Source organism: Methylobacterium sp. Leaf102, assembly GCF_001422425.1.
Classification (GTDB): Bacteria; Pseudomonadota; Alphaproteobacteria; order Rhizobiales; family Beijerinckiaceae; genus Methylobacterium.
The window spans coordinates 369,372-388,331 of record NZ_LMMX01000037.1 but is presented as its reverse complement, the minus strand read 5'-3'; the positions used below and the strand labels follow the sequence as shown (position 1 = coordinate 388,331).

Here is an 18,960-nt window from a genome sequence, read left to right as displayed (position 1 = left end):
CGCTGGCCGTTCACCGTCAGCGACACCTTCGCCAGAACGGGCTTGTCGGCGCCAGCGGGTGCGGCGCCCGCCGTAGAGGGAACGGCCGCCAGGGCCGCGGTGGCGGATGCGCCCGCCATCAGATCTCTCCGGTTCAACGCGTAATCTGAAGGACTTCCCATCTCGGTCTCCGAACGGGCTGCAGGGGGACGGCGCGACGGCCGCCCATCGAGGGTGGGATGCCCAGGGCGAGCGGGCACATTTGATCAAATCCAAGGTAGGGATTCCGACCTCGTTGATTAGTGCCGTCCATCGACATAGGGTCATGAGCAGAGCTTATGGATTCGGCCGTTCCGCCACCCCGGCGCCTGTCCGGCTCATCGGACATGCGACGCGGAGACCATCGATGGCGCGTGCGGACCTGACCGACCTGCTGTCCTTCGTGACGGTGTCGCAGGAGGGCAGCTTCACCCGCGCCGCGGTACGCCTGGGCATCACGCAATCGGCCCTGAGCCATGCCCTGAAGGGACTCGAGGCACGACTGGGTGTGCAGCTGCTGAATCGCTCCACCCGGGCGGTCTCGCCGACCGAGGCGGGGCAGCGTCTGTTGCGGAGCGTGGGGCCGCAATTCGAGCAGATCCAGGTCGAGCTCGCCGCCCTGACCGAGTTGCGGGACAAGCCGGCCGGCACCGTTCGCATCACGGCGAGCGAGGACGCGGCGGCGACGGTTCTGTGGCCTGTCCTGACGCGCCTGCTCCCGAGTTACCCCGACATCACGGTCGAGGTCGTCACGGAGCAGGCCCTCATCGATATCGTGGCCGAGCGCTTCGATGCGGGCATACGCATCGGCGAACACGTCGAGAAGGACATGGTCGCGGTGCGGATCGGGCCGGACATGCGCATGGCCGTGGTCGGGGCACCGGGCTACTTCGCCGGCCGACGGAAGCCCAGGCATCCGGCGGACCTCACGGCACACCTGTGCATCAACCTGCGCCGGCCGACGCGCGGCGGGTTCTACCCCTGGGAATTCGAGCGCAAGGGCGAGGCTCTCGACGTGCGCGTCGAAGGCCGGCTCGTGTTCACCAGCCTGCGCCTGATCCGGGAAGGCGCGCTCGCCGGGCTCGGGTTGGCCTACCTGCCGGAGGAGCACGTCGAGCGGGACCTGGCCGAGGGGCGGCTGGTCCGGGTGCTGGAGGGGTGGTGCGAGCCCTTCCCGGGGTACCACCTCTACTATCCGAGCCGCCGTCAGCCCGCCCCCGCCTTCACGGTGCTGGTGGAGGCGCTGCGCCAGCGCGGGGCGGGCGGTGGACGTCAGCCCACCGTCTGACCGCCATCGACCACCATGGCATGCCCGACGACGAAGGCCGCCAGATCCGAGCAAAGGGAGAGCACGGCAGCCGCGATCTCCTCGAGTTCCCGGACACCGTCCTCGGAGATGTCGGCGACCGCGACGGCGGCACCGGCACCGGCTCGGGCGAACGCCAGGGCGGTGGCGCGGCCGATGCCGCTCGTCGCGCCCGTGACGAAGGCGATTTTGCCGGTCAAATCATGCGTCTGCGTCATCGGTCACTCCAGGTCGGATCGTCGGCGGGTTTCAGGAGGACGAGGCTCAACGCGGCAGCGCGTAGGCGACCAGCTTGGTCCCGAGGCTGATCGCCAGCGGCGGCTTTCCACCGGCCGCCACCACCACGAACTGGCGTCCGCTCACCGGGCTGCGGTAGGTCATCGGCGTGGCGTTGCCGCCGCCGGGAAGCCGGGCCTGCCAGAGTTCGCGGCCCGTTGCCGCGTCGAGCGCCCGGAAGGTCCGGTCCATGCTCGCGCCGACGAAGACCAAGCCGCCACGCGTGACCACCGAGCCACCCGAGACCGGGGTCCCAACGGTCAGCGGCAGCATCGACGGGATGCCGAAGGGGCCGGTGTCGCGCGCGGTCCCGAGGGGCTTCGACCACAGCAGGCGGCCGCTCGACAGGTCGACGGCCGCGATCAACCCCCAGGGCGGCGCCGTGCAGGGAATGCCGAGGGGGGACATGAACAGGCCGCCAAAGGCGCCGTAGGGCGTGTTCAGCATCGGCCGGTCGGCGTCGCCGCCGGGGCCTTTCCCGTCGGCGAGCTTGAGCTTGCGCCGCTCCGCCTCGGCGCGGGTGAGGAGCTCGACCCGGTCGGGAAACCGCATCCAGTTCGCCACCATGATCCCGCGGTCGATATCGACGGAGGCGCTGCCCCAGTTCACACCGCCCACCGAGCCCGGATCGATGAGGACCGGCTTGTCCAGGGTGATCGGGGTCAGGTGCCCTTCGTAGCGCGACCGGCGGAACAGGATGCGGCAGACCATCTGGTCGATGGGCGTGGCGCCCCACATGTCGGACTCGCGCAGGGTCGCGCCGCGCAGGGCCGGTAGATCGAGCGAGGCGGGCTGGGTCGGCGCCAGGCGTTCGCCGGCGGCGGTGCCGTCCTGCGGCGCCGACACTTCGGTGACGGGCTTGATCGGCTGGCCGGTCTCGCGGTCGAGCACGAAGATCTCGCCGCGCTTCGTCGGCTGGATCAGGGCCGGCCGAATCCCGTTCGCCGTCGGCATGTCGAGCAGGGTCGGCTGCGAGGGGGTGTCGTAGTCCCAGATGTCGTGGTGCGTCGCCTGGAAGCGCCAGCGCAGGCGGCCCGTCTCGGCGTCGAGGGCGATGACGGCGCTGGAGACCGCCTCGTCGAACGGACGTCGCTGGCCGCCGAAATTGTCCGGCGTGGCATTGCCCATCGGAAGGTAGACCAGCCCCAGCGCTTCGTCGGCACTGATGGGCGCCCAGCTGTTGGGAGAGGACGGGGTGTAGGTCTCCCCCGGCGGCGGTGGGCCGGCCCGGTCGGGCTGGCCAGCATCGAAGGCCCAAGCGAGTTCGCCGGTGCGCGCATCGAAGGCGCGAATCACGCCGGAGGGGCCGCCCCAGAACTGGCCGTCGGGAATGCCGCCTCCGACGACCGCCTTCCCGCGGATGATCTGCGGGGCCGAACTGACGTAGTACTGGCCTTCCGGATACGCGCTGAGGCCTTCGCGCAGGTCGACGCGGCCGGCTTTGCCGAAGTCGGTGCAGGGCGCGCCGGTCGCGGCGTCGAGGGCGATCAGCTCCGGTGTCTGGCTGGCTGCGATGATGCGGGCGGCACAAAGGCCGCTCGCATCCGGCACGCGATAATGGGCGACGCCCCGGCACGGCTTGCCGGAGGGCGGCACGCCGTAGGAGAGGTCGTGGCGCCAGCGCTCGCGCCCGGTCTCGGCTTCCAGGGCGAAGACGCGGTTGTGGCCGTCGCAGAGGTAGAGGGCGTCGCCGACCATGATGGGCGTCGCCTCGAGGGCAGTCGCCGGGCCGGGCGTGTCGGGGCCGGTCTCGGCCTCCCACGCCACCGCGAGCTTGCCGACATTCGCCGGAGTGAGGTCGGCGAGCGGGCTGAAGCGCGTACCGCCCTGGTCGTTGCCGAAGGCCGGCCAATCCTCGTGCGTCACCCGCGCGAGCGGCTGCGCCAGGGGACTCGGAACGCCGTCGGCCATACCGCGGCGCAGGATGGGCTCGGCCGGCGCGCCGGGGCCGGCCGCATGCAGCAGGCCGCCGACGAAGAGGGCCGCCGCCATGATGCCGGTGACGGCCGGCCCTGCCGCGGCACGTGCGGGAGAGGCGTGCCGACCGATCCGGAAGACCGGCGGGAGCAGCAGAGCGAAGCCGAGGACGAAGGGAGCCAGCAGGCGCGGAAGCAACTGCCAGGCGTCGAAGCCGACTTCCCAGATCGCCCACGCCGTCGTCGCGGCCAGCACCGCGACGTAGAGCGCAAGACCACGTTCGTCGCGCCGCCAGATCAGGGCGCCGCTCGCCACGACGGCCAAGCCGGTCAAGAGGTAGTAGGGCGAGCCGCCGTACCAGACGAGCGCCGTTCCGCCGGTGGCGAGCCCGAGGCCGACGAGGAAGAGGAGTGTTGCGACGGCGCGCCGGGTCCAGATCGCCCCGCGGCCGCCCTGCCCGGCGGGTGGGGCGGATCGGGGCATCGAATCGATGCGTGTCATGACGAGACTTTCGCTGTCCGGAGCTGGGCCGGGCGTTACTGGTGCGAGAAGAGGCGCAGTGCCTTCGCGAAGGCGTGCGCTTCGAAGATCGTGGAGCCCCGGCCGCCTGAGCCGTCGTTGGCGACGATGAGCAGGTCTCCGGTGCCGGGCCGCAACGCCATGCTGGTGGACCGGAGGTTGTGGCCCTCGTCCCGACCCGGCAGCAGGACCTGCCCGATGGGGATGCCGTTGCGGTTGAACACGAGCACGCGGCCCTGGCCGTACAGGGCGACGTAGAGGTTTCCGTCGGCATCGGCCCGCATCGAGTCGGGCGCCGGACCGGTGAAGTGGTAGGCCACCGTCGTGCCGAGCGGCGTCGGCGTGGTCGCGTCGGCGAGGTCGACCCTGTGCAGGAGGTTGCGACCGAACTCGGTGACCCACAGGGTCTTGCCGTCCGGACTGAGGGCGACACCGTTGGCCAGCGCGAGGTTCGGCAGGACCGGCGTGACGGTCGTGAGGTCGGGCGCGACGTAGTAGGCACCGCCCTTCGGGTCGGTGGAAGTGCCCCGGAAGTCGGTGAAGTAGAAGCCGCCCTGCGCGTCGAAGACGAGGTCGTTGACCACGTACCCCGCCTCGGCGGGGACGATGGTTCGCAGATCCGAACCGTCCGCCCGCACCGAGACGATGGAGCCAAGCCGGAAGCCGCCGGTGCCGGCGGCGAAGATGCGCCCGTCCTTGTGGATCGCGAGCCCACCGAGGTTCAGGGCATTCGCGGGCACGATTGTGGAGAGGCGCCTGTCCGGCGTGAGGCGGAGAACGCGGCCGGTGCCGGCATCGGTGAACAGCAGGTCGCCCGCCCGGTCGAAGGACGGTCCTTCCAGGGGAACCCCTTCGTCCGAGACCTTGAACCAGGGCTGCGCGACCACGGTCTGAAGGTCTCGTTCCCCCGGTGGGATGGGGACCGGCCCATGGGTCCGCACGTCGTAGGCGAGCGCGCCGGGTGCCGCGTGGGCCAAGGTGCCGCCGGCCGTCCCCGTCAGGCAGGCCAGGATCGGGAATGCCCGGGCGAGGCTTCGCAATCTCGGACGCTGCGTTGTCATGGGGCCGGCTCGATGGTCACCGTGATCGGTCCGGGCTGGCGGAACGCGTCGGGGATGCGGCTCAGCCGACCCAGGCGGACGAGCCCGCGCGAGTACCCGAAATCCTTGTAGAAGATCGCGAGATTGCCCCAGGGTGCGTAGTAGGTGATGTCGCCCGGCTCCGGGTCGATGCCTGCCGGCTCGCCCTGGATCGAGAGCTTCCCGGGCAGGTCGCCGATCTTTTCGGTGGCGTTGTAGTCGGTCAGGTTGAGAGTGAGGGGCAGGAGCGCCCGGAAGGCCCGGGCGGCCTCGCCGGATTCCAGGGTCGCGGTGACGGTTTCGCCGACGAGCCGGATTCGGATACTTTCCATCGCGGGCGTCTTTCTGCCGGGGGATGCGGAGGAGCCCCGCTCCGGGGCCGGTTCGCCGTGGAGCCCGGCAACGCCACCGAGGACGAGGACCATTGCCGCCGCCAGTGATGTCGCGGCGTGTCGTGCGTGCTTCATGGATCGTGTCCTTGATCGGTCACCGGGACGGGGAATGTGGCTGGCGGGATCGTGATCACGCTCGCGAGGTCTGCCGCGAAGCCATGATGGCGACGACCGCGCACGCGACGAGGGCGACCGCGCTGACCGCGAAGGTGCTGCGGTAGCCGCTCGCGTCGTAGGCAAGGCCGCCCAGGGTGGCGCCGAGCGCGATGGCGAGCTGGACGACCGCGACCATGAGCCCGCCACCGGCCTCGGCTTCGTCGGGCAAGACCCGGCTCAGCCACGTCCACCAGGCGACGGGCGCCGCCGTGCCGATCAGCCCCCAGGCGGCCAGCAGCAGCGCCACCGCGACGGGTGTGCCGCCCAACGCCATGAGCGAGACCGCAATGGCCGCCATCCCGAGGGGCATCGCAACCAGGAGGCTGTGGAGCCGCGACCGGAGGAGGAAGCCGATGAGGTAGGTTCCGAGCACGCCGGCGCCGCCGATGAGCATCAGGATCAGGGACAAAGTCGGGACGTCGAGTTTCGTCACCGTCTCGAGGAACGGTCGCAGGTAGGTGTAGAGGGCGAACTGCCCGAGGAAGAACAGCGAGATGGCGAGCATTCCGAGGGGGACTTGGCGGCGCCGAAGGACCCGGAACACCGTGCCGCCACCGGCCGTGCGCGCGGACGGCATCGCCGGAAGGCTCGCGAGGAACCAAGCGAGCGTCAACGCCCCGAGCGGCACGACGAGGAAGAACGCCCCGCGCCAGCCGATGTAGTGTCCGAGGAAGCTGCCCAGGGGCGCGGCCACCGTGGTGGCCAACGCGTTGCCGCCGTTCAACATCCCGAGGCCCCGGGGAACCTGCTCCGCCGGGACCAGGCGCATGACGATGGCGGCGGACATCGACCAGAACCCGCCGATGACCACCCCCACCAGAGCGCGTCCGGCCATGAACACCGCCGCGTTCGGGGCGAGGGCCACCATCAGCCCCGATCCCATCATCAGGATCGTCAGGGCCACCAGGACGGTACGGCGGTCGATGCCGCGCGTGGCGGACGCGATGACGAGGCTCGTCAGGAGCGCGAAGAGCCCCGAGACGGCGATGGCCTGCCCCGCGTGCCCCTCGGTGATGTTGAGGTCGGCGGCGATGGGCGTCAGCAGGCTGACGGGCATGAACTCCGAGGCCACGAGCGTCGTGGAGCAGAGGGTCATGGCGAGCACCGCACCCCATCCGCGCGACGCCCCGACCCCCGTCTCTGGGGCGAGCGATCCACGTTCGATGCAGACTTCCTTCGGATTCATGGGCATCCCGCGCCTTCCCTGTGATTTGTGCTCGCCTGTGATTCATGCGCGCGCAGCCCCGCCCCGGGTCGGGCCCGCGAGAGCTCCGGCAGGGTCCGCGTCGTCGGTGTCAGGCTCCGTATTGTCGGTCGGAGACCTTCTCCATCCAATCGACGGCGCCGCCGTTCAGCGCCTCCTGGATGGCCATGTGGCTCATGGCGGTGGTCGGCCCGGCACCGTGCCAGTGCTTTTCACCCGGTGGGAACCAGACCACGTCGCCGGGGCGGACGTCTTCGATGGGACCGCCGTCGCGCTGGACCCGCCCGCAACCCGCCGTGACGATGAGCGTCTGGCCGAGTGGATGAGTGTGCCACGCCGTGCGGGCGCCGGGCTCGAAGGTCACCAGAGCACCGCTCGCGCGGGCCGGCTCCGTCGCGCCGAACAGCGGGTCGATGCGGACGGTGCCGCTGAACCAGGCGTCCGGCCCCTTGGCCGACGGCTGCGAGCCGACGCGCTTGATCTCCATGAACCATGCTCCAGCGAGAATGACGGCCCGATGCGCTGCGAGCACGCCGAGCCGGGGCGTGTGCGTAACTAGCCCCCGGGATCGGATCGGATTAGGGGCTCGTACCGACATGGGGTCATGAGCGAGGCTTATGGATGCTGCGGGAAAGCCTGAATGACCTCACCGCCTTCCTCGCGGTGGCCCGCCTGGGCAGCTTCACGAAAGCGGCGGCGCAGCTGGGGGTTTCGCAGCCGGCGCTCAGTCAGACCGTGCGAGCCCTCGAGGCACGCCTCGGCATCCGGTTGCTGGCCCGGACGACTCGCAGCGTGTCGGCGACGGAGGCCGGCGAGCGCCTCCTGAAGGCCGTCGGGCCGCGCTTCGACGAAATCGAAGCCGGACTCGTCGCCTTGGCCGAGATGCGCGGCCGGCCTGCGGGGACGCTGCGCATCACCGCCGACGAGCACGCGGCCAAGACGGTCCTCTGGCCGGCCCTCCGGCGTCTCCTGCCGGTCTACCCCGACATCAAGGTCGAGACGAGCATCGATTCCGGCCTGACCGACATCGTCGCCGAGGGGTTCGATGCCGGCATCCGGCTCGGCGGGATGGTGGCCCGGGACATGACCGCGGTCCGGATCGGGCCCGACATGCGCATGGCCGCGGTCGGCGCGCCGGCCTACTTCGCCACGCGTCCGCCCCCGCGCCGGCCGGAGGACCTCACCGAACACGCCTGCATCAACCTACGGCTGCCGACCCTGGGGGCGCTCTACGCCTGGGAGTTCGAGAACGAGGGGCGCGCCCTGCATGTGCGGGTGGAGGGGCAACTCGTCTTCAACTCGGTCACGCTGATCCTCGAAGCGGCGTTGGACGGTTTTGGCATCGCATACCTGCCCCAGGATCAGGTGCAGGGGCATGTCGCGACGGGACGCCTGGTGCCGGTGCTCGCACCGTGGTGTGAGCCGTTCTCCGGCTATCACCTCTATCACGCCAGCCGCCCCCCCCTCACACCGGCCCTCGCCGTGCTCGTGGAGGCGCTTCGGTACGGCGACTAGGACGAAAGTCAGAGGCATTGGTTGAACCGGAAGGCACACGATCCCTTGCGGTTCTCCTGACGAAGGTGGTGGGCCCGGCAGGACGCGAACCTGCAACCAGACCGTTATGAGCGGCGATATCTCACGTAAAAAGTGAACAAAATCAACGACGCCCCTGAATCTCGGCACTGTTTGTTCGTTCTTGGTTCCGCCGTTCCTGTGGGAATTCAGTGGGCGTGATAGCAAGCATGCTCGCTTGCGGATAAAGGTTTCGGGTGGCTGATATATTGTCACGCCGTCTGAAGCCCGAAGGGATCGCGAAATGCGGCGTGAAAATCAAAAACTGTGCTACGGATGTTCGTCGATCAGAAATCCACCTATATTTCAGAGAAACTCAGAGTTCCGACGATATCGCTGTCTTTAGTAGATCCACTAAGAAAGGCGGTGATTGCCAGCCCTAGTTCCTCCTCTGAGATGCGGCCCCGACCGCGGACAGCGCACTCCCAAATGCACATCGTTCTCCAGCCATCAGAGATTAAGCTGGTCTTAGCAATGGCATCACGACGGCGGTTGGTCTCGATCTTCGTTGTCCAGAACTTCGTTCTGGTAGCTGGAACACGGAACAACTGGCATTGGTGACCGTGCCAAAAGCAGCCGTGGACAAAAACTGCCACCCGATGTCGCGGGAGGACAATGTCTGGTGTGCCCGGCAGGTCTCGGCGGTGCAGCCGAAATCGATACCCAAGAGAGTGCAAAATTCGCCTTACAGCTATCTCGGGTGATGTTCCCTTAGAACGCACGCGGCTCATATTGAGCCTTCGTTGCTCGACAGTCAGCCTATCAACCATCGCCACCAACGGCTCGCGCTGGAACTTTGTCCGATTCCGAGATGCAAGAAGGCAGGCCGACCGCGAGGCCAGAAGGAACAGGCGGGAAGGCATCGGCCAGCGCCTCGAACCGGTCGGTGCCGCGCTCAATTATTGCCGTGCTATCGGTAAAGCGTTGGTCGAGGCTGGCGACGATACCGGCATGCAGGAGCCGTTCGCGCTGACGCCCAACGAAGGTCATCAACAAGGGGAGATCACCATCATTCCGGACTACGGTACGGATGAGAACAAAATCTTTGCTATCAAGAAACGCACAAGCCCCTTCTTCGATCCTTCGCCCCCCAAGCCGCCAGTTTTTGCCCACCTTACCTATATGACGCAGCTCTCTGTTCCCATGCAGTCCATAAACGCAGATAACGTCCATTCTGGCATCTTCCGCCGAATAAATTCGCGAGCTGAGCAGTATTCGAGCAGCGGGAGTTGTGAGTGCTATAGCTCGCTGCTTGCTTGTCGCGTATGCGCGATGTGCGGAAAAAATACCAAGATCAGACTCGGCGAGCGAGCGGACCACGATAACTTCTCCGCGGCCGCTCATCGCCTTGCACTCGACGCAAACAGCGGCAAACCCTCTAACTGGCGATTACCGCAAAGCTGGGACATCACAGATGTCGCAACCGCCTTTGCCAGTAGAGGCGGCACCGCGTTACCAATTTGCCGGAATGCGGGGTTCATTGTGCCTGCGAATCGGAATCCATCAGGGAACGACTGCAGTCGTGCTGCCTCTCGCACCGAGATTGGTCTTGCCTGCTCACTATCATAATGGATGTGGCTATAACCATCTTTGCCAAGATGCGCGAGCAGGGTACGCGCAGGCATCGATGATTCCATCTTGCGCCACTTGTTGGGGAATTTACTGTCGTCATATGGCGGCACAAACCGCGCCTCGAGGTCCCTCCACTGCGGTGAGTCAGCCAAAGGGCGCTTTCCAACCTGTGCAAGACGACGAAGTTCGTCCTCGAATAGCTGTCTGGCGTAGCGGCTTGCTTCCGGGTATTGGTCTCCAGGCTTCAACCCGGCGAATATTCGGTAATCCCGCGGCAGGTAGCGGATGACATGATCCCAAACAGTAGCAGTGCCTTCGTAGCCCGGCCACTGACGCATTGCACGGACGTATTCGCTCTGTAGATTATGTCCAGTGTAAGGGATCGCAACGTCCAACTTACGGGCACCCCGACGAAGTTCGCCTGCGGCTAGCAGCTCACGCGCCAGGATCTCTGGCAGATCGCCGATCGCTTGCTCGGCGGTCACCGCGCTCGGAAGATCGCCATCCGGTTTGGGCGCTGCCCTGTACCCTGACAATGTGCCGGCTGGAGCCAGGGCGAGCTTCAATGCGACCGCACGTGAGCCAGTGTATCCAGACGGCAGATCGATCCAGTGTGACGGTTCGGGAAATTCTATATCGTCGGCGACTTCCGACCGGATTGCAATAAGGATCATGCGTTCGCGCATTTGCGGAACGCCATAGAATGCAGCGTTTAGCAGCGTGTAACGTGCCACGTACCCTCTCGTAGTGAGGATATCAGCAATTTCCTCAGCAAGGTTGTGACCGCCATGGTTTAGCATGTCTGGGACGTTCTCTATGACGACTGCCAATGGGGCGCAGGCTTCGACATAGTTCAAATATTCAATGTAGAGACGTGAACGCGGATCGTGACGAAACGCTTCTGGATGCTCGGCCACCTCACGCAGCTTTGACCGGCCAACCCGGGCAAACGCCTGGCAGGGCGGTCCGCCGACAAGAATGTCAAAAGCGCCTGCCGCATCGCCAAGCCCGAGGCCCGCAGTAAGATCTGACGGCGATGTTTTGGTAATGTCATGCGATTTACAGTAGCGTTCGTCGCCGCCATGAAAGTTGATTCCGTGGGACCGCGCCGCGTCAGCCTCGCACTCGACCGCTCCTGCGATCTTGAACCCTGCTGCTTTGAAACCGAGGGAGAGGCCGCCGCATCCAGAGAACAGATCTAGAACTCTCGGACAACCGCCAGCACGCAATCTCTGCAATTTATGCTTGAAGATACGGGAATCGATCACGTGCGACTCGATCCTAACAGTAACTCGATTCGGCCGCACCGCTTGGGCAAATGTTTTATTAATGCCTGCCGGATGGCACAGGCAAACGAGACATCGCTTGCTACACTGAAAGCCTGCATCTGATGGTGAACAAGCCCTGGTAGCACCACCGTCGCTCGGACACATTTCGCGTTCGTTAACATATGCAACTCCCAAACGAAGCCTACACCACCTTTGACCCCTTTGCATCATGCTTACGCATTAAAATTGAATCCCAGCCTACATCTAAGGTAGGCCCCGCATGAGAGGCAAACAACTATGCGACTTTGGTCAAAGATTCGCACAAGTTATAAGCAGGGACATGCCGCTGATCATTATCTGTAAATATCTTGAGTTTTATAGAAATGCTTGATGCAAACGGGCAACAGTATTAATCAAATCGATTTATACTTGCTTAATCGCAATTATTTTCGTAAAGATTTCATTCTAATCCTCACCGCGAAAATTATAAAAAAGATATTTAAGCTTATTTTTAAGGAGGCATGTAAAATTGCATCCATTTTTATAGAACACAATTATACTGTTTCGCGAACGATCGGTGCGCCTGTCCTAATTTCCGGAATTCCGCCGATTGCCTTTGTCACACCCCGTTGGCGCACGGCCATCCAGCACTCTTCCTTCTTAGCCCACTCCGAGACCATGCGCCCATCTGAGGTTGCGTGTAGAGCATTATTTATTTCCGTAGCCCAATCTCGAATCTGCTCCTGCAGCTTCACTGACAGGCTTTGCTCCTGCCAGATCCGATCAAAATCAAGCTCGCTTCGGAGTTCCTCTGCGAGGGTGGCGACAGTGTATGCGGTGACATTGGCCTGGAAGGCGACGAACATCGGGCGGATCAATTTTGTGGCGGTTTTGAAGATCAGGGCTGTCACGATAAAACGTTTGTATTCGACTACGTCTGGAAGCGCACGCGGCGGCTGCCCATTGTCCTCAGCAAATTCAGCCATGAATTTTTCGAAATTTTTCTGCGCACCGAAACTCACTAGATGTGGCTTGCGCTCCCAGGCATTTAGAAATTTTGCGAGGTCTGTTTTTGTTATCTTGCGGGACGCTGGAATATCATTCTTAAGTTTTTTCTGCTTGGCCGGCGTGCCCTCACGAGCAATCATCGTGTTATAGCTGCCAGCTGCCCGCTCGTAGAACCATCGACTAACGCCGTCAGGGCAATAGGTCGATAAGGATAATTGTTCAATCTTGATGTGGAAAGGTTTGTTCGCGGACAAATCAGACATCTTCACGGCATTCTGACTGTTCGCGTATTTTGAGATATCGGCGATGAGGCCCTCCTCATCGGCGGCATCAGCGTTTCGCAAAATGATTACCTTCGCAGGCACTCGAACGCGTGAAAGGCTGGTTAGCGGAAATTTCTTCTTGGTAAAAAATAGAGAGGCCGTTGTCTGGCCACCGTTTACGATCTGCATGCCTTTCAACCAGGAGATCCCAGGTGACCCATCCTGGGTCTGTCCGAGGTGCATTTCGTCCGCGACGAGGACGATGCCATTATTATAAGCCATGAAACGTTCGGGCGCAGTTCTGAGAGTTTCAGCGATACCTTTGTTTACCTTGCCGGCACCGCTCAAAAATGATCGAACGTTTGCTTCCAGAAGACGTGCGCCGAATTTTTCATATAGAAATCTAAGCGCCTCGCCGGGGATAGTGGTGAGCGCGTAATCGTACTCGGTATTCTCGCCTGGAACGAAAATGCAAGGAATGGCTCCGCCGGCAACCTCTTCGAAGTTGACAACCAGTTCGTCGCGCGGTTTTCCCTCGGACAGGTGCCGCCAAAGCCGCTCGATGTCCATTACCTCAAGCTTTACAGTTTTGCCCTGAATTTCGCGCGCCTTGAAACTCTTAGCTTTGGCGACTTTGTCCGTCAGCACGTAAACTCGGATTTGTTCAAGCCCGGAATAGACTTCTGGTATTAATGAGGCCAACTTGTAGGCCTCCATTGTCTTATCCATACTTTTGGCTAGCCGACCCTCAGCGCACCGTTGAAGGAAGCGGAGGCATTGTTCGACGGCCATTTTCGTTTCGGTGTCCGAGACCGGCGTTAGAATGTCTACGTCTCCAAAGAGACTAACAAAGAGGTCGAGCTGGTCAGCTTCTTCAGAAACAGCGTATCCGCTCAGACGGAGGCGGGCATTCCCGGAAGTAGTTTCGTAATGACAGGGCTCTGGATCGAAGGTCATTCCGACGGAGGCCATATGGTCCATCACGACCTCCGCAAATACCACCTCGGCGAACGGGTAGGCGACGCCCGGATCAGCCATGCGGTCGCTAATTGATTCCAGAACTTCAGCTCTTGTCTGAACGAGGAATTCAGCAAGTTCCATCAGATTGTTCCCAGACTTTGAAGAGCGCGCTCTAGTCCAATATCGACGAAGTGCGTTAGGTCGAGTTCGATTTCGTACCGAGCCTTGCCGATGGCTGGATGGACTGACCGGCGAGTGAGGCGAGGGAAGATATCGGATACGGCCAGAACCACGGTTGAGCGGCGCAGGAAACGACGCGTGTAGCGCTGCACCGCCTTCGGCAGCAGGCCTGCCTGAAGCAATCGGATGTCGAAAAGATCTTGAACGCCCCCCTGCTCAGCTAGGCGTGACTTAATACTATCTGCGCGCTCCGGGAGTGTAACGCCGGTGGGATCCAGCGATAATCTGACCGCTGCCAAAAATAAGGGCTGTCTTATGCTGTCGTCGAGCTGTTCAAGCGACGCGATTGACGCAGGAAAGCCGCTTGTTGCGAGCGTCGATTTCACCTCCAGTGCGCCCGTGCCGGGAATAAAGTCTTGGTTGCCGCCAAGAGGCCCCTGCCATGCCTCAACGATCAATCGTGGGTCTGCACCAAGCTCGATTATGTCCCCCAGGATCGTCAGCTCGCCGAAGAGGCCCAGCTCAGCCTCGATCGAGAGCAAACCCTCCCGATGGCGCTCCATAAAGTCCTGCCAAGCTGAAACCCGCGCAAGCAGGCGTGCAACCAGTGCACCGTCAGCAAGATGGGTACTGCCCTCAAGCAGACGGACAAGATCCTCAGACATCATAGCGAAGAGCTCAGGGCTCGCGCCGGCGCGCTTGGCGAGAGCGATCCAGCTTCGTCCGGTCCCGCCCGGGTCGGATAAGAGGCGTAGCACCTCGAAGCCTTGTCCTTGCGGCAAGCGACCCGCGGGTAAAGCACTGAGGCTGCCAAACCCGACCAGCAGAGCCTCCTCATCACTTGGAAGTCGGCGTCCTGCCTGTACGAGACAGCTGGACTTGGTCGCAATGGGAATCGCCTTCCAACCTTCGCGGTCGGTGCCGCCCGCCAGTGCCCGCCAAGCAGCCTGCAGGTCGGCCATCTCAGAAGCCGCCATACTCCTGCTCCCAGTAAACATTGTTAACGCGGTACTTGACTCGCACGCCTGCAGAGCTTGACGGGAAACTTACTCCGAAGCCGATCAGCGGCGGCGCTTCGGCAGGAAGTTTCGCTTTTTCGTCGGCCTTGACTGTATATAAGAGCAGAACCCCTCGCTCCTTCGGCCGAACCAGCCGGATTGCCGGCCCATTTGGTGAATTGGGCTCGCTCCCATCGCTGTTACGGCCTGCGTCTGCGCGGAATGCTTCCTGCGTTTTCTCCAGGGCTCGAACCCAGTCCGCCTCGTCGAGATCCACGGCTTCATCGCGCGGCGACATTAGACGACGGATCGAGTACCGATCGGTGTGCTGGCCATGTTCAGCACGCTTCAGCATCTTTACCGAGTGTCCGGTCTCGAAAGTGTGTTGTTCGTCGCCGCCGCCAATCAGCCCGACACTCCATTGCGTCAGCTCACCCTCCCGATTCAGAGCCGTGACGAACTGCGAGAGCAGTTGGCTGTTAGCTTTCTTAGCCTCGGAATGGCTTTTGTAGTTGTCCAGAAAATTAATTATTGCGTCAGCGGAGACTTCATTCCAATAAAATCCTTGCCAAGTATGGTCCCCGCCCGGACGTGAGCGGATGATGGGACTTTGCTCTGACGTTCCCAGAGAGGATAGCAGGCGCTCAATGGCGCGTATGTTGTGCTGTATAGCCGGCAGATCTTTGCGGAATGTCACAGTTTCGGAAAGGCTACCGCTGAACGAAAGCTCGAGCTCACGAGCGGTCCGCATTTTGATGCTTGACGTGACCATTAGCGTGGGATGCGACTGAACCTTCAATCCGTAATCACGCGGCGTACCGTTGCTGGCCGCCATAAAATCAAACTCCTCTCGGAGTTCTTCAGATGCGTCGGCAATGTGTTCGAACCATTCTGTAAGTTCCCGGGTCGTGTAGAGCCTACAAAGGTCAATGTATCCGGGTCGATACCCGAACCAGCGACCCATTTGCATGAGGGTGTCATACATTTTGGAAGCTCGTAGAAAGTAGCTAATCGTTAAGCCTTCCAGAGTGAGCCCACGGGACAACTTCTCACCACCAATGGCGATTACCTTGAGGCCAGTCTGAGCATTTTCAGCATAGTCAAGCGCATCCTTCGCGCTTCCGTTGATCATACGGACTTGGATGTCCGTCGCCGCGTCTGCAAGTGCGTTGTCGATATCGCTCCAGGGAATTTCTATGTGATTTGAGAGATCTTCGACCTGGACCTCTACCATTTGCTTCGTCGTTGCAACGAAATCGGCCTCCCAAAGATCGCGCAGCGCTGCCAGGATCTCCTCGTGCCCGCCAGTACGACGAAGCAGGCGCTGTCTCGATTGACGCACAAACTCGTCGACTTGGCTGTGGACGTACCGCTGAACGGACGTGAACCGGGTGACGTGGATGAGCATTGAGCAATGCTCCGCCTCCTGGCCACGGACGCGCCGGACCGCACACGCCAAAATAAAAGAGAGGACCGCGTTCTGAAGAGATGGCGGAAGCCTGTCTTCGCCATGGTGACTGGGAACGTGCCCATTCTTGTGACGTGAGGGCATCCAGCTGTCGAAGTCGGAGATGTGACGGACAAGCGGCAGCCCGGCGTCTCGTCCGGATTCGCCGCGGAGCCCGAACACGCGCGCTGGGCCGATGTAATTGGATGGCGCAGCAAGGCTTATGATGAACGAGGAAGGAAATAGATCGGGTCCTTCCTCTTTTGTTGTATTCTGTTCGTGGATAAATATGTTAGCAAATGGGGTTGCTGTGTAACCGACATAAGCCGATCGAGAAAAACTGATTAATAGGCGCCGGATGAGCCTATTAATTGCTGTCGGCTCGTGCTCTTCATCGGGTTTACCATTTTCGTCGAACTCTATTTCTTTAGTATCAACGCTTGCATGGTCGGCTTCGTCGTCGATCAGCAAAAAGGGCAGATTTGTGACTAGCGGGCGACCGGTTTCCTGATCTCGGCCGTTGGCAACATGGTTTTTAATCCAACCCAGGAGGCGCGTTAGAACCGTCTTATTCTTTTTTACTACAAATAGCCACGGGCGCTTCTCGGGTGTAATGCCGAAATTTTTTGCGACACCAGAGTTGAAGTCACCTTTTTCGCTCCGTGTAGTCGCAAAATTGGGGCGGATAGCCGGGTCCGCATCGATTTCTCCCACGCCGATTACAGTGTAGGCTTCTTCGTTAAACGCGGTTGTTTTGTAGCCAAGGAATGCCTCGTCTAGGCGCATTTGGGTCTGGGATCTCAAATTATTGTGCAGACCGGCGAGCACGATAACAATCTTGTAACCCGCATCGGCGGCTTTGCAGACGATCCCGCTGTAGTGCCCCGTCTTGCCGGATTGCACATGCCCGACCACTAGGCCGCGTCGACTCCAGAAGCCATCGCGTTCGGGATCCTCTAAAAGGGCAAGAACCGAATCTGTGGACGCATCAAGTGCGTCCACAGCATCCAACGGCAGGCGTCTTTCGATCCACTCCCGGTAGCGCTGCCAGTATCTCCAGTCCTTCTTTCGTGATGCCGTCAGCCAAGCTTCATGTCCGTTATCGTTCCGAAGCGTCGCGTCTTGACCGATCCAGAAGGCCTCGCGTCTGATGATCTCATCCAGAATGGACCTGATATCGACGCTGTCTCGCCACTTCGGATGCATGCCGAGAACGAGATCGATCTTTTCTGAGATCAGGCCGGGAGTCCTGCTCGTCCTCTCTTCCTCGTCGAGAAGCTCCGAGACAATTTTCACCACCTTCTGTTCAGTTGCTGTCGGCATGTTCACCCCCTGCCGACGGATCATCGGGCAGCGCTGCGACTAGATCCGGAAAGTTGTTAAAAGGCTCCGTTCCCAGAAGCGCCTGCCGTGCCCACTCAGGTGACGCACCTTTGCGTACGACCATGTTGCGGTACATGACGGCTAGCACCTTGCGAACCTCATCCGAGGGCTCGCCTGCGAAGTTTGTTCGCGGTGTCTCCTTGGACTCGGTTGTGTCGAGCCATATCCTCTGCACTGGTACTGTTTCTTCGATGACGCGGAGCATCGCTCGTATCGAAGCGGCCAAGGTGCCGGCGTCCTCAAGCACACCTCGCACCGCCGGGTGGGAGCGATCGATTCGGTATCGGACGCCGCTGGCGAGATGCTCCGCGCGCCACGCCTGAACGACCGGCGGCCCCCCGCTGGCTGCCATGGGCTGTCCTCGGTGCGCAAACACGCGTCTCGCCCGTGCGCGAGTTCCCTCGGCAAGCTTGGTCAACTGGGGGCGAATGCCGACGGGGGGACTCGCCGTCGACTTGCGGATATCGATTTTCCAGGTGGCATCGGCGCTATTTGGAATGTCGAGACGAATGCGGGCGAGCCGATGCGCCTCCTCCTTCGTCCAGGATCGCCCTTGCCCGAGGCCAAGCCAGCTTGCAGCAAGCAGCAGGCGGCGGTTACGGTAAACGTAGAAGCCCTGTTGCGCCGTCCAACCGTGAGGACCCGCAGCCGATGCTTCATTCTGGGCGGCGAGGTGGTCCCGGTGGGGAAGCACGTGGCACTGGACAGCGACGCCTCCCGGGAGACCCTGCACAGGAGAGGACCATGTCGCGGGATTGTTCTTAAGGAAAGGATCCCAAGCCGCTACCGGTCTACCGTTGATTGTAATGCGGAAGGAGGCGGTCTCAGCAAGATAGCGGTGAAACACCATAGCGAGGTGGCTTTCGACCTCATCAACGAGATCGAGGAAATTCTGCTCTGTCGAGCCTGGCGTGACTATCCTATCCAGGAGTTCCCAGAGTATTATTGTTCCACTAGCTACATCGATAAGTGGCTCTAGAAGATGCTCGGATCCTGGGTTGGGACCTTCGAGAAGGTGCCACCCGTCGTTCAAATTCTGGGCGAGAACGTTGAGGTCCCACCTTAGACAGCCGGTGACCGAATTGCGCGCAGAGGCCACAGTGAGCCGTCGGCACTGAGAAAAGGAAGCGGTCTTGAGGCCCAGGCCAAATCGCCCCAGATCGTGCTCCGCACGTGCATCAAGTGGGTTCTTGTCGCCCAGCCGCATCGCGGAATCGAGCTGCGCTTCGTCCATGCCGGAGCCATCATCGAGAACGGACACGAAGCTGCGATCACCTTCCCAGTGGAAGCGGAGCGCGACTGATTTGGCACCGGCTGAGATGCTGTTGTCGATGATGTCGGCGAGGGCAGTCGCCATCGTGTATCCAAGTCCTCGAAGCGCTTCGATCATGGAGGCGGCGCGCGGAGGAGCAGATCTGAAACCGGCAGGGGAGGATGGCATC

15 protein-coding genes are annotated in these 18,960 nt (G+C 62.1%); 2 read left to right on the top strand and 13 right to left on the bottom strand.

What is annotated here, in order from left to right:
* Nucleotides 1-385 precede the first annotated feature (385 nt).
* The gene (locus ASF27_RS17890) at nt 386-1,306 is read left to right on the top strand and encodes a LysR family transcriptional regulator (protein WP_056266262.1); all 921 of its coding nucleotides are present in this window, start codon (nt 386-388) and stop codon (nt 1,304-1,306) included.
* Here ASF27_RS17890 and ASF27_RS17885 read toward each other — a convergent pair.
* The 6 genes from ASF27_RS17885 to ASF27_RS17860 all read right to left on the bottom strand — a co-directional run bounded on the left by ASF27_RS17885 (nt 1,291) and on the right by ASF27_RS17860 (nt 7,354).
* Entirely contained in the window at nt 1,291-1,542 is a 252-nt protein-coding gene (locus ASF27_RS17885) for an SDR family oxidoreductase (protein WP_056362164.1), read from the bottom strand. The genes ASF27_RS17890 and ASF27_RS17885 overlap by 16 nt on opposite strands.
* Before the next feature lie 46 nt (nt 1,543-1,588).
* Nucleotides 1,589-4,018 carry a membrane-bound PQQ-dependent dehydrogenase, glucose/quinate/shikimate family gene (locus tag ASF27_RS17880; protein ID WP_082479278.1) on the bottom strand — a complete coding sequence of 810 codons (2,430 nt, stop codon included), beginning with the start codon at nt 4,016-4,018 and terminating at the stop codon, nt 1,589-1,591.
* Between the two features lie 35 nt (nt 4,019-4,053).
* Nucleotides 4,054-5,097 (bottom strand): SMP-30/gluconolactonase/LRE family protein, encoded by a 1,044-nt coding sequence (locus ASF27_RS17875; RefSeq protein WP_082479276.1) that lies wholly within the window; start codon nt 5,095-5,097, stop codon nt 4,054-4,056.
* Nucleotides 5,094-5,447, bottom strand: coding sequence for a cyclophilin-like fold protein (locus tag ASF27_RS17870; RefSeq protein WP_056362237.1), 354 nt, complete (start codon nt 5,445-5,447; stop codon nt 5,094-5,096). Before ASF27_RS17870 ends, ASF27_RS17875 begins: the two co-directional genes overlap by 4 nt.
* A gap of 190 nt (nt 5,448-5,637) precedes the next feature.
* Nucleotides 5,638-6,849 (bottom strand): MFS transporter, encoded by a 1,212-nt coding sequence (locus ASF27_RS17865; RefSeq protein ID WP_056362234.1) that lies wholly within the window; start codon nt 6,847-6,849, stop codon nt 5,638-5,640.
* A gap of 109 nt (nt 6,850-6,958) precedes the next feature.
* Nucleotides 6,959-7,354: a cupin domain-containing protein gene (locus ASF27_RS17860; protein WP_056266273.1), complete on the bottom strand. Its 396-nt coding sequence runs from the start codon at nt 7,352-7,354 to the stop codon at nt 6,959-6,961.
* A gap of 134 nt (nt 7,355-7,488) precedes the next feature.
* On the opposite strand from ASF27_RS17860, the gene ASF27_RS17855 reads away from it, so the two are divergent.
* Nucleotides 7,489-8,382 (top strand): LysR family transcriptional regulator, encoded by an 894-nt coding sequence (locus tag ASF27_RS17855; RefSeq protein ID WP_056362162.1) that lies wholly within the window; start codon nt 7,489-7,491, stop codon nt 8,380-8,382.
* 356 nt (nt 8,383-8,738) lie between these two features.
* On the opposite strand, the gene ASF27_RS17850 is transcribed toward ASF27_RS17855, so the two are convergent.
* The 7 genes from ASF27_RS17850 to ASF27_RS21795 all read right to left on the bottom strand — a co-directional run bounded on the left by ASF27_RS17850 (nt 8,739) and on the right by ASF27_RS21795 (nt 18,875).
* Nucleotides 8,739-9,209: a very short patch repair endonuclease gene (locus tag ASF27_RS17850; RefSeq protein ID WP_056362231.1), complete on the bottom strand. Its 471-nt coding sequence runs from the start codon at nt 9,207-9,209 to the stop codon at nt 8,739-8,741.
* Nucleotides 9,202-9,759 carry a hypothetical protein gene (locus ASF27_RS17845; RefSeq protein WP_244481041.1) on the bottom strand — a complete coding sequence of 186 codons (558 nt, stop codon included), beginning with the start codon at nt 9,757-9,759 and terminating at the stop codon, nt 9,202-9,204. The genes ASF27_RS17850 and ASF27_RS17845 overlap by 8 nt, the downstream gene beginning before the upstream one ends.
* 20 nt (nt 9,760-9,779) lie before the next feature.
* Complete coding sequence (locus tag ASF27_RS17840; protein WP_244481040.1) at nt 9,780-11,279, bottom strand: DNA cytosine methyltransferase; 1,500 nt, start codon at nt 11,277-11,279, stop codon at nt 9,780-9,782.
* Between the two features lie 554 nt (nt 11,280-11,833).
* Entirely contained in the window at nt 11,834-13,651 is a 1,818-nt protein-coding gene (locus tag ASF27_RS17835; protein WP_056362157.1) for an AIPR family protein, read from the bottom strand.
* A complete protein-coding gene (locus ASF27_RS17830; RefSeq protein WP_210166283.1) occupies nt 13,651-14,652 on the bottom strand; it encodes a PD-(D/E)XK motif protein in 1,002 nt (333 codons plus the stop codon). The genes ASF27_RS17835 and ASF27_RS17830 overlap by 1 nt, the downstream gene beginning before the upstream one ends.
* A 1-nt stretch (nt 14,653) precedes the next feature.
* The gene (locus ASF27_RS17825) at nt 14,654-17,482 is read right to left on the bottom strand and encodes a Z1 domain-containing protein (protein WP_244481039.1); all 2,829 of its coding nucleotides are present in this window, start codon (nt 17,480-17,482) and stop codon (nt 14,654-14,656) included.
* Nucleotides 17,442-18,875, bottom strand: coding sequence for an ATP-binding protein (locus ASF27_RS21795; protein WP_244481038.1), 1,434 nt, complete (start codon nt 18,873-18,875; stop codon nt 17,442-17,444). Before ASF27_RS21795 ends, ASF27_RS17825 begins: the two co-directional genes overlap by 41 nt.
* Nucleotides 18,876-18,960: the final 85 nt, after the last annotated feature.

Excerpts from the sequence above, each read along its gene's own strand:
- ASF27_RS17825 (WP_244481039.1), bottom strand. The coding sequence starts at position 17,482 with ATGATCCGTCGGCAGGGGGTGAACATGCCGACAGCAACTGAACAGAAG.
- ASF27_RS17870 (WP_056362237.1), bottom strand. The coding sequence starts at position 5,447 with ATGGAAAGTATCCGAATCCGGCTCGTCGGCGAAACCGTCACCGCGACC.
- ASF27_RS17885 (WP_056362164.1), bottom strand. The coding sequence starts at position 1,542 with ATGACGCAGACGCATGATTTGACCGGCAAAATCGCCTTCGTCACGGGC.
- ASF27_RS17860 (WP_056266273.1), bottom strand. The coding sequence starts at position 7,354 with ATGGAGATCAAGCGCGTCGGCTCGCAGCCGTCGGCCAAGGGGCCGGAC.
- ASF27_RS21795 (WP_244481038.1), bottom strand. The coding sequence starts at position 18,875 with ATGGCGACTGCCCTCGCCGACATCATCGACAACAGCATCTCAGCCGGT.
- ASF27_RS17850 (WP_056362231.1), bottom strand. The coding sequence starts at position 9,209 with ATGGTTGATAGGCTGACTGTCGAGCAACGAAGGCTCAATATGAGCCGC.
- ASF27_RS17880 (WP_082479278.1), bottom strand. The coding sequence starts at position 4,018 with ATGACACGCATCGATTCGATGCCCCGATCCGCCCCACCCGCCGGGCAG.
- ASF27_RS17875 (WP_082479276.1), bottom strand. The coding sequence starts at position 5,097 with ATGACAACGCAGCGTCCGAGATTGCGAAGCCTCGCCCGGGCATTCCCG.
- ASF27_RS17865 (WP_056362234.1), bottom strand. The coding sequence starts at position 6,849 with ATGAATCCGAAGGAAGTCTGCATCGAACGTGGATCGCTCGCCCCAGAG.
- ASF27_RS17835 (WP_056362157.1), bottom strand. The coding sequence starts at position 13,651 with ATGGAACTTGCTGAATTCCTCGTTCAGACAAGAGCTGAAGTTCTGGAA.
- ASF27_RS17855 (WP_056362162.1), top strand. The coding sequence starts at position 7,489 with ATGCTGCGGGAAAGCCTGAATGACCTCACCGCCTTCCTCGCGGTGGCC.
- ASF27_RS17830 (WP_210166283.1), bottom strand. The coding sequence starts at position 14,652 with ATGGCCGACCTGCAGGCTGCTTGGCGGGCACTGGCGGGCGGCACCGAC.
- ASF27_RS17890 (WP_056266262.1), top strand. The coding sequence starts at position 386 with ATGGCGCGTGCGGACCTGACCGACCTGCTGTCCTTCGTGACGGTGTCG.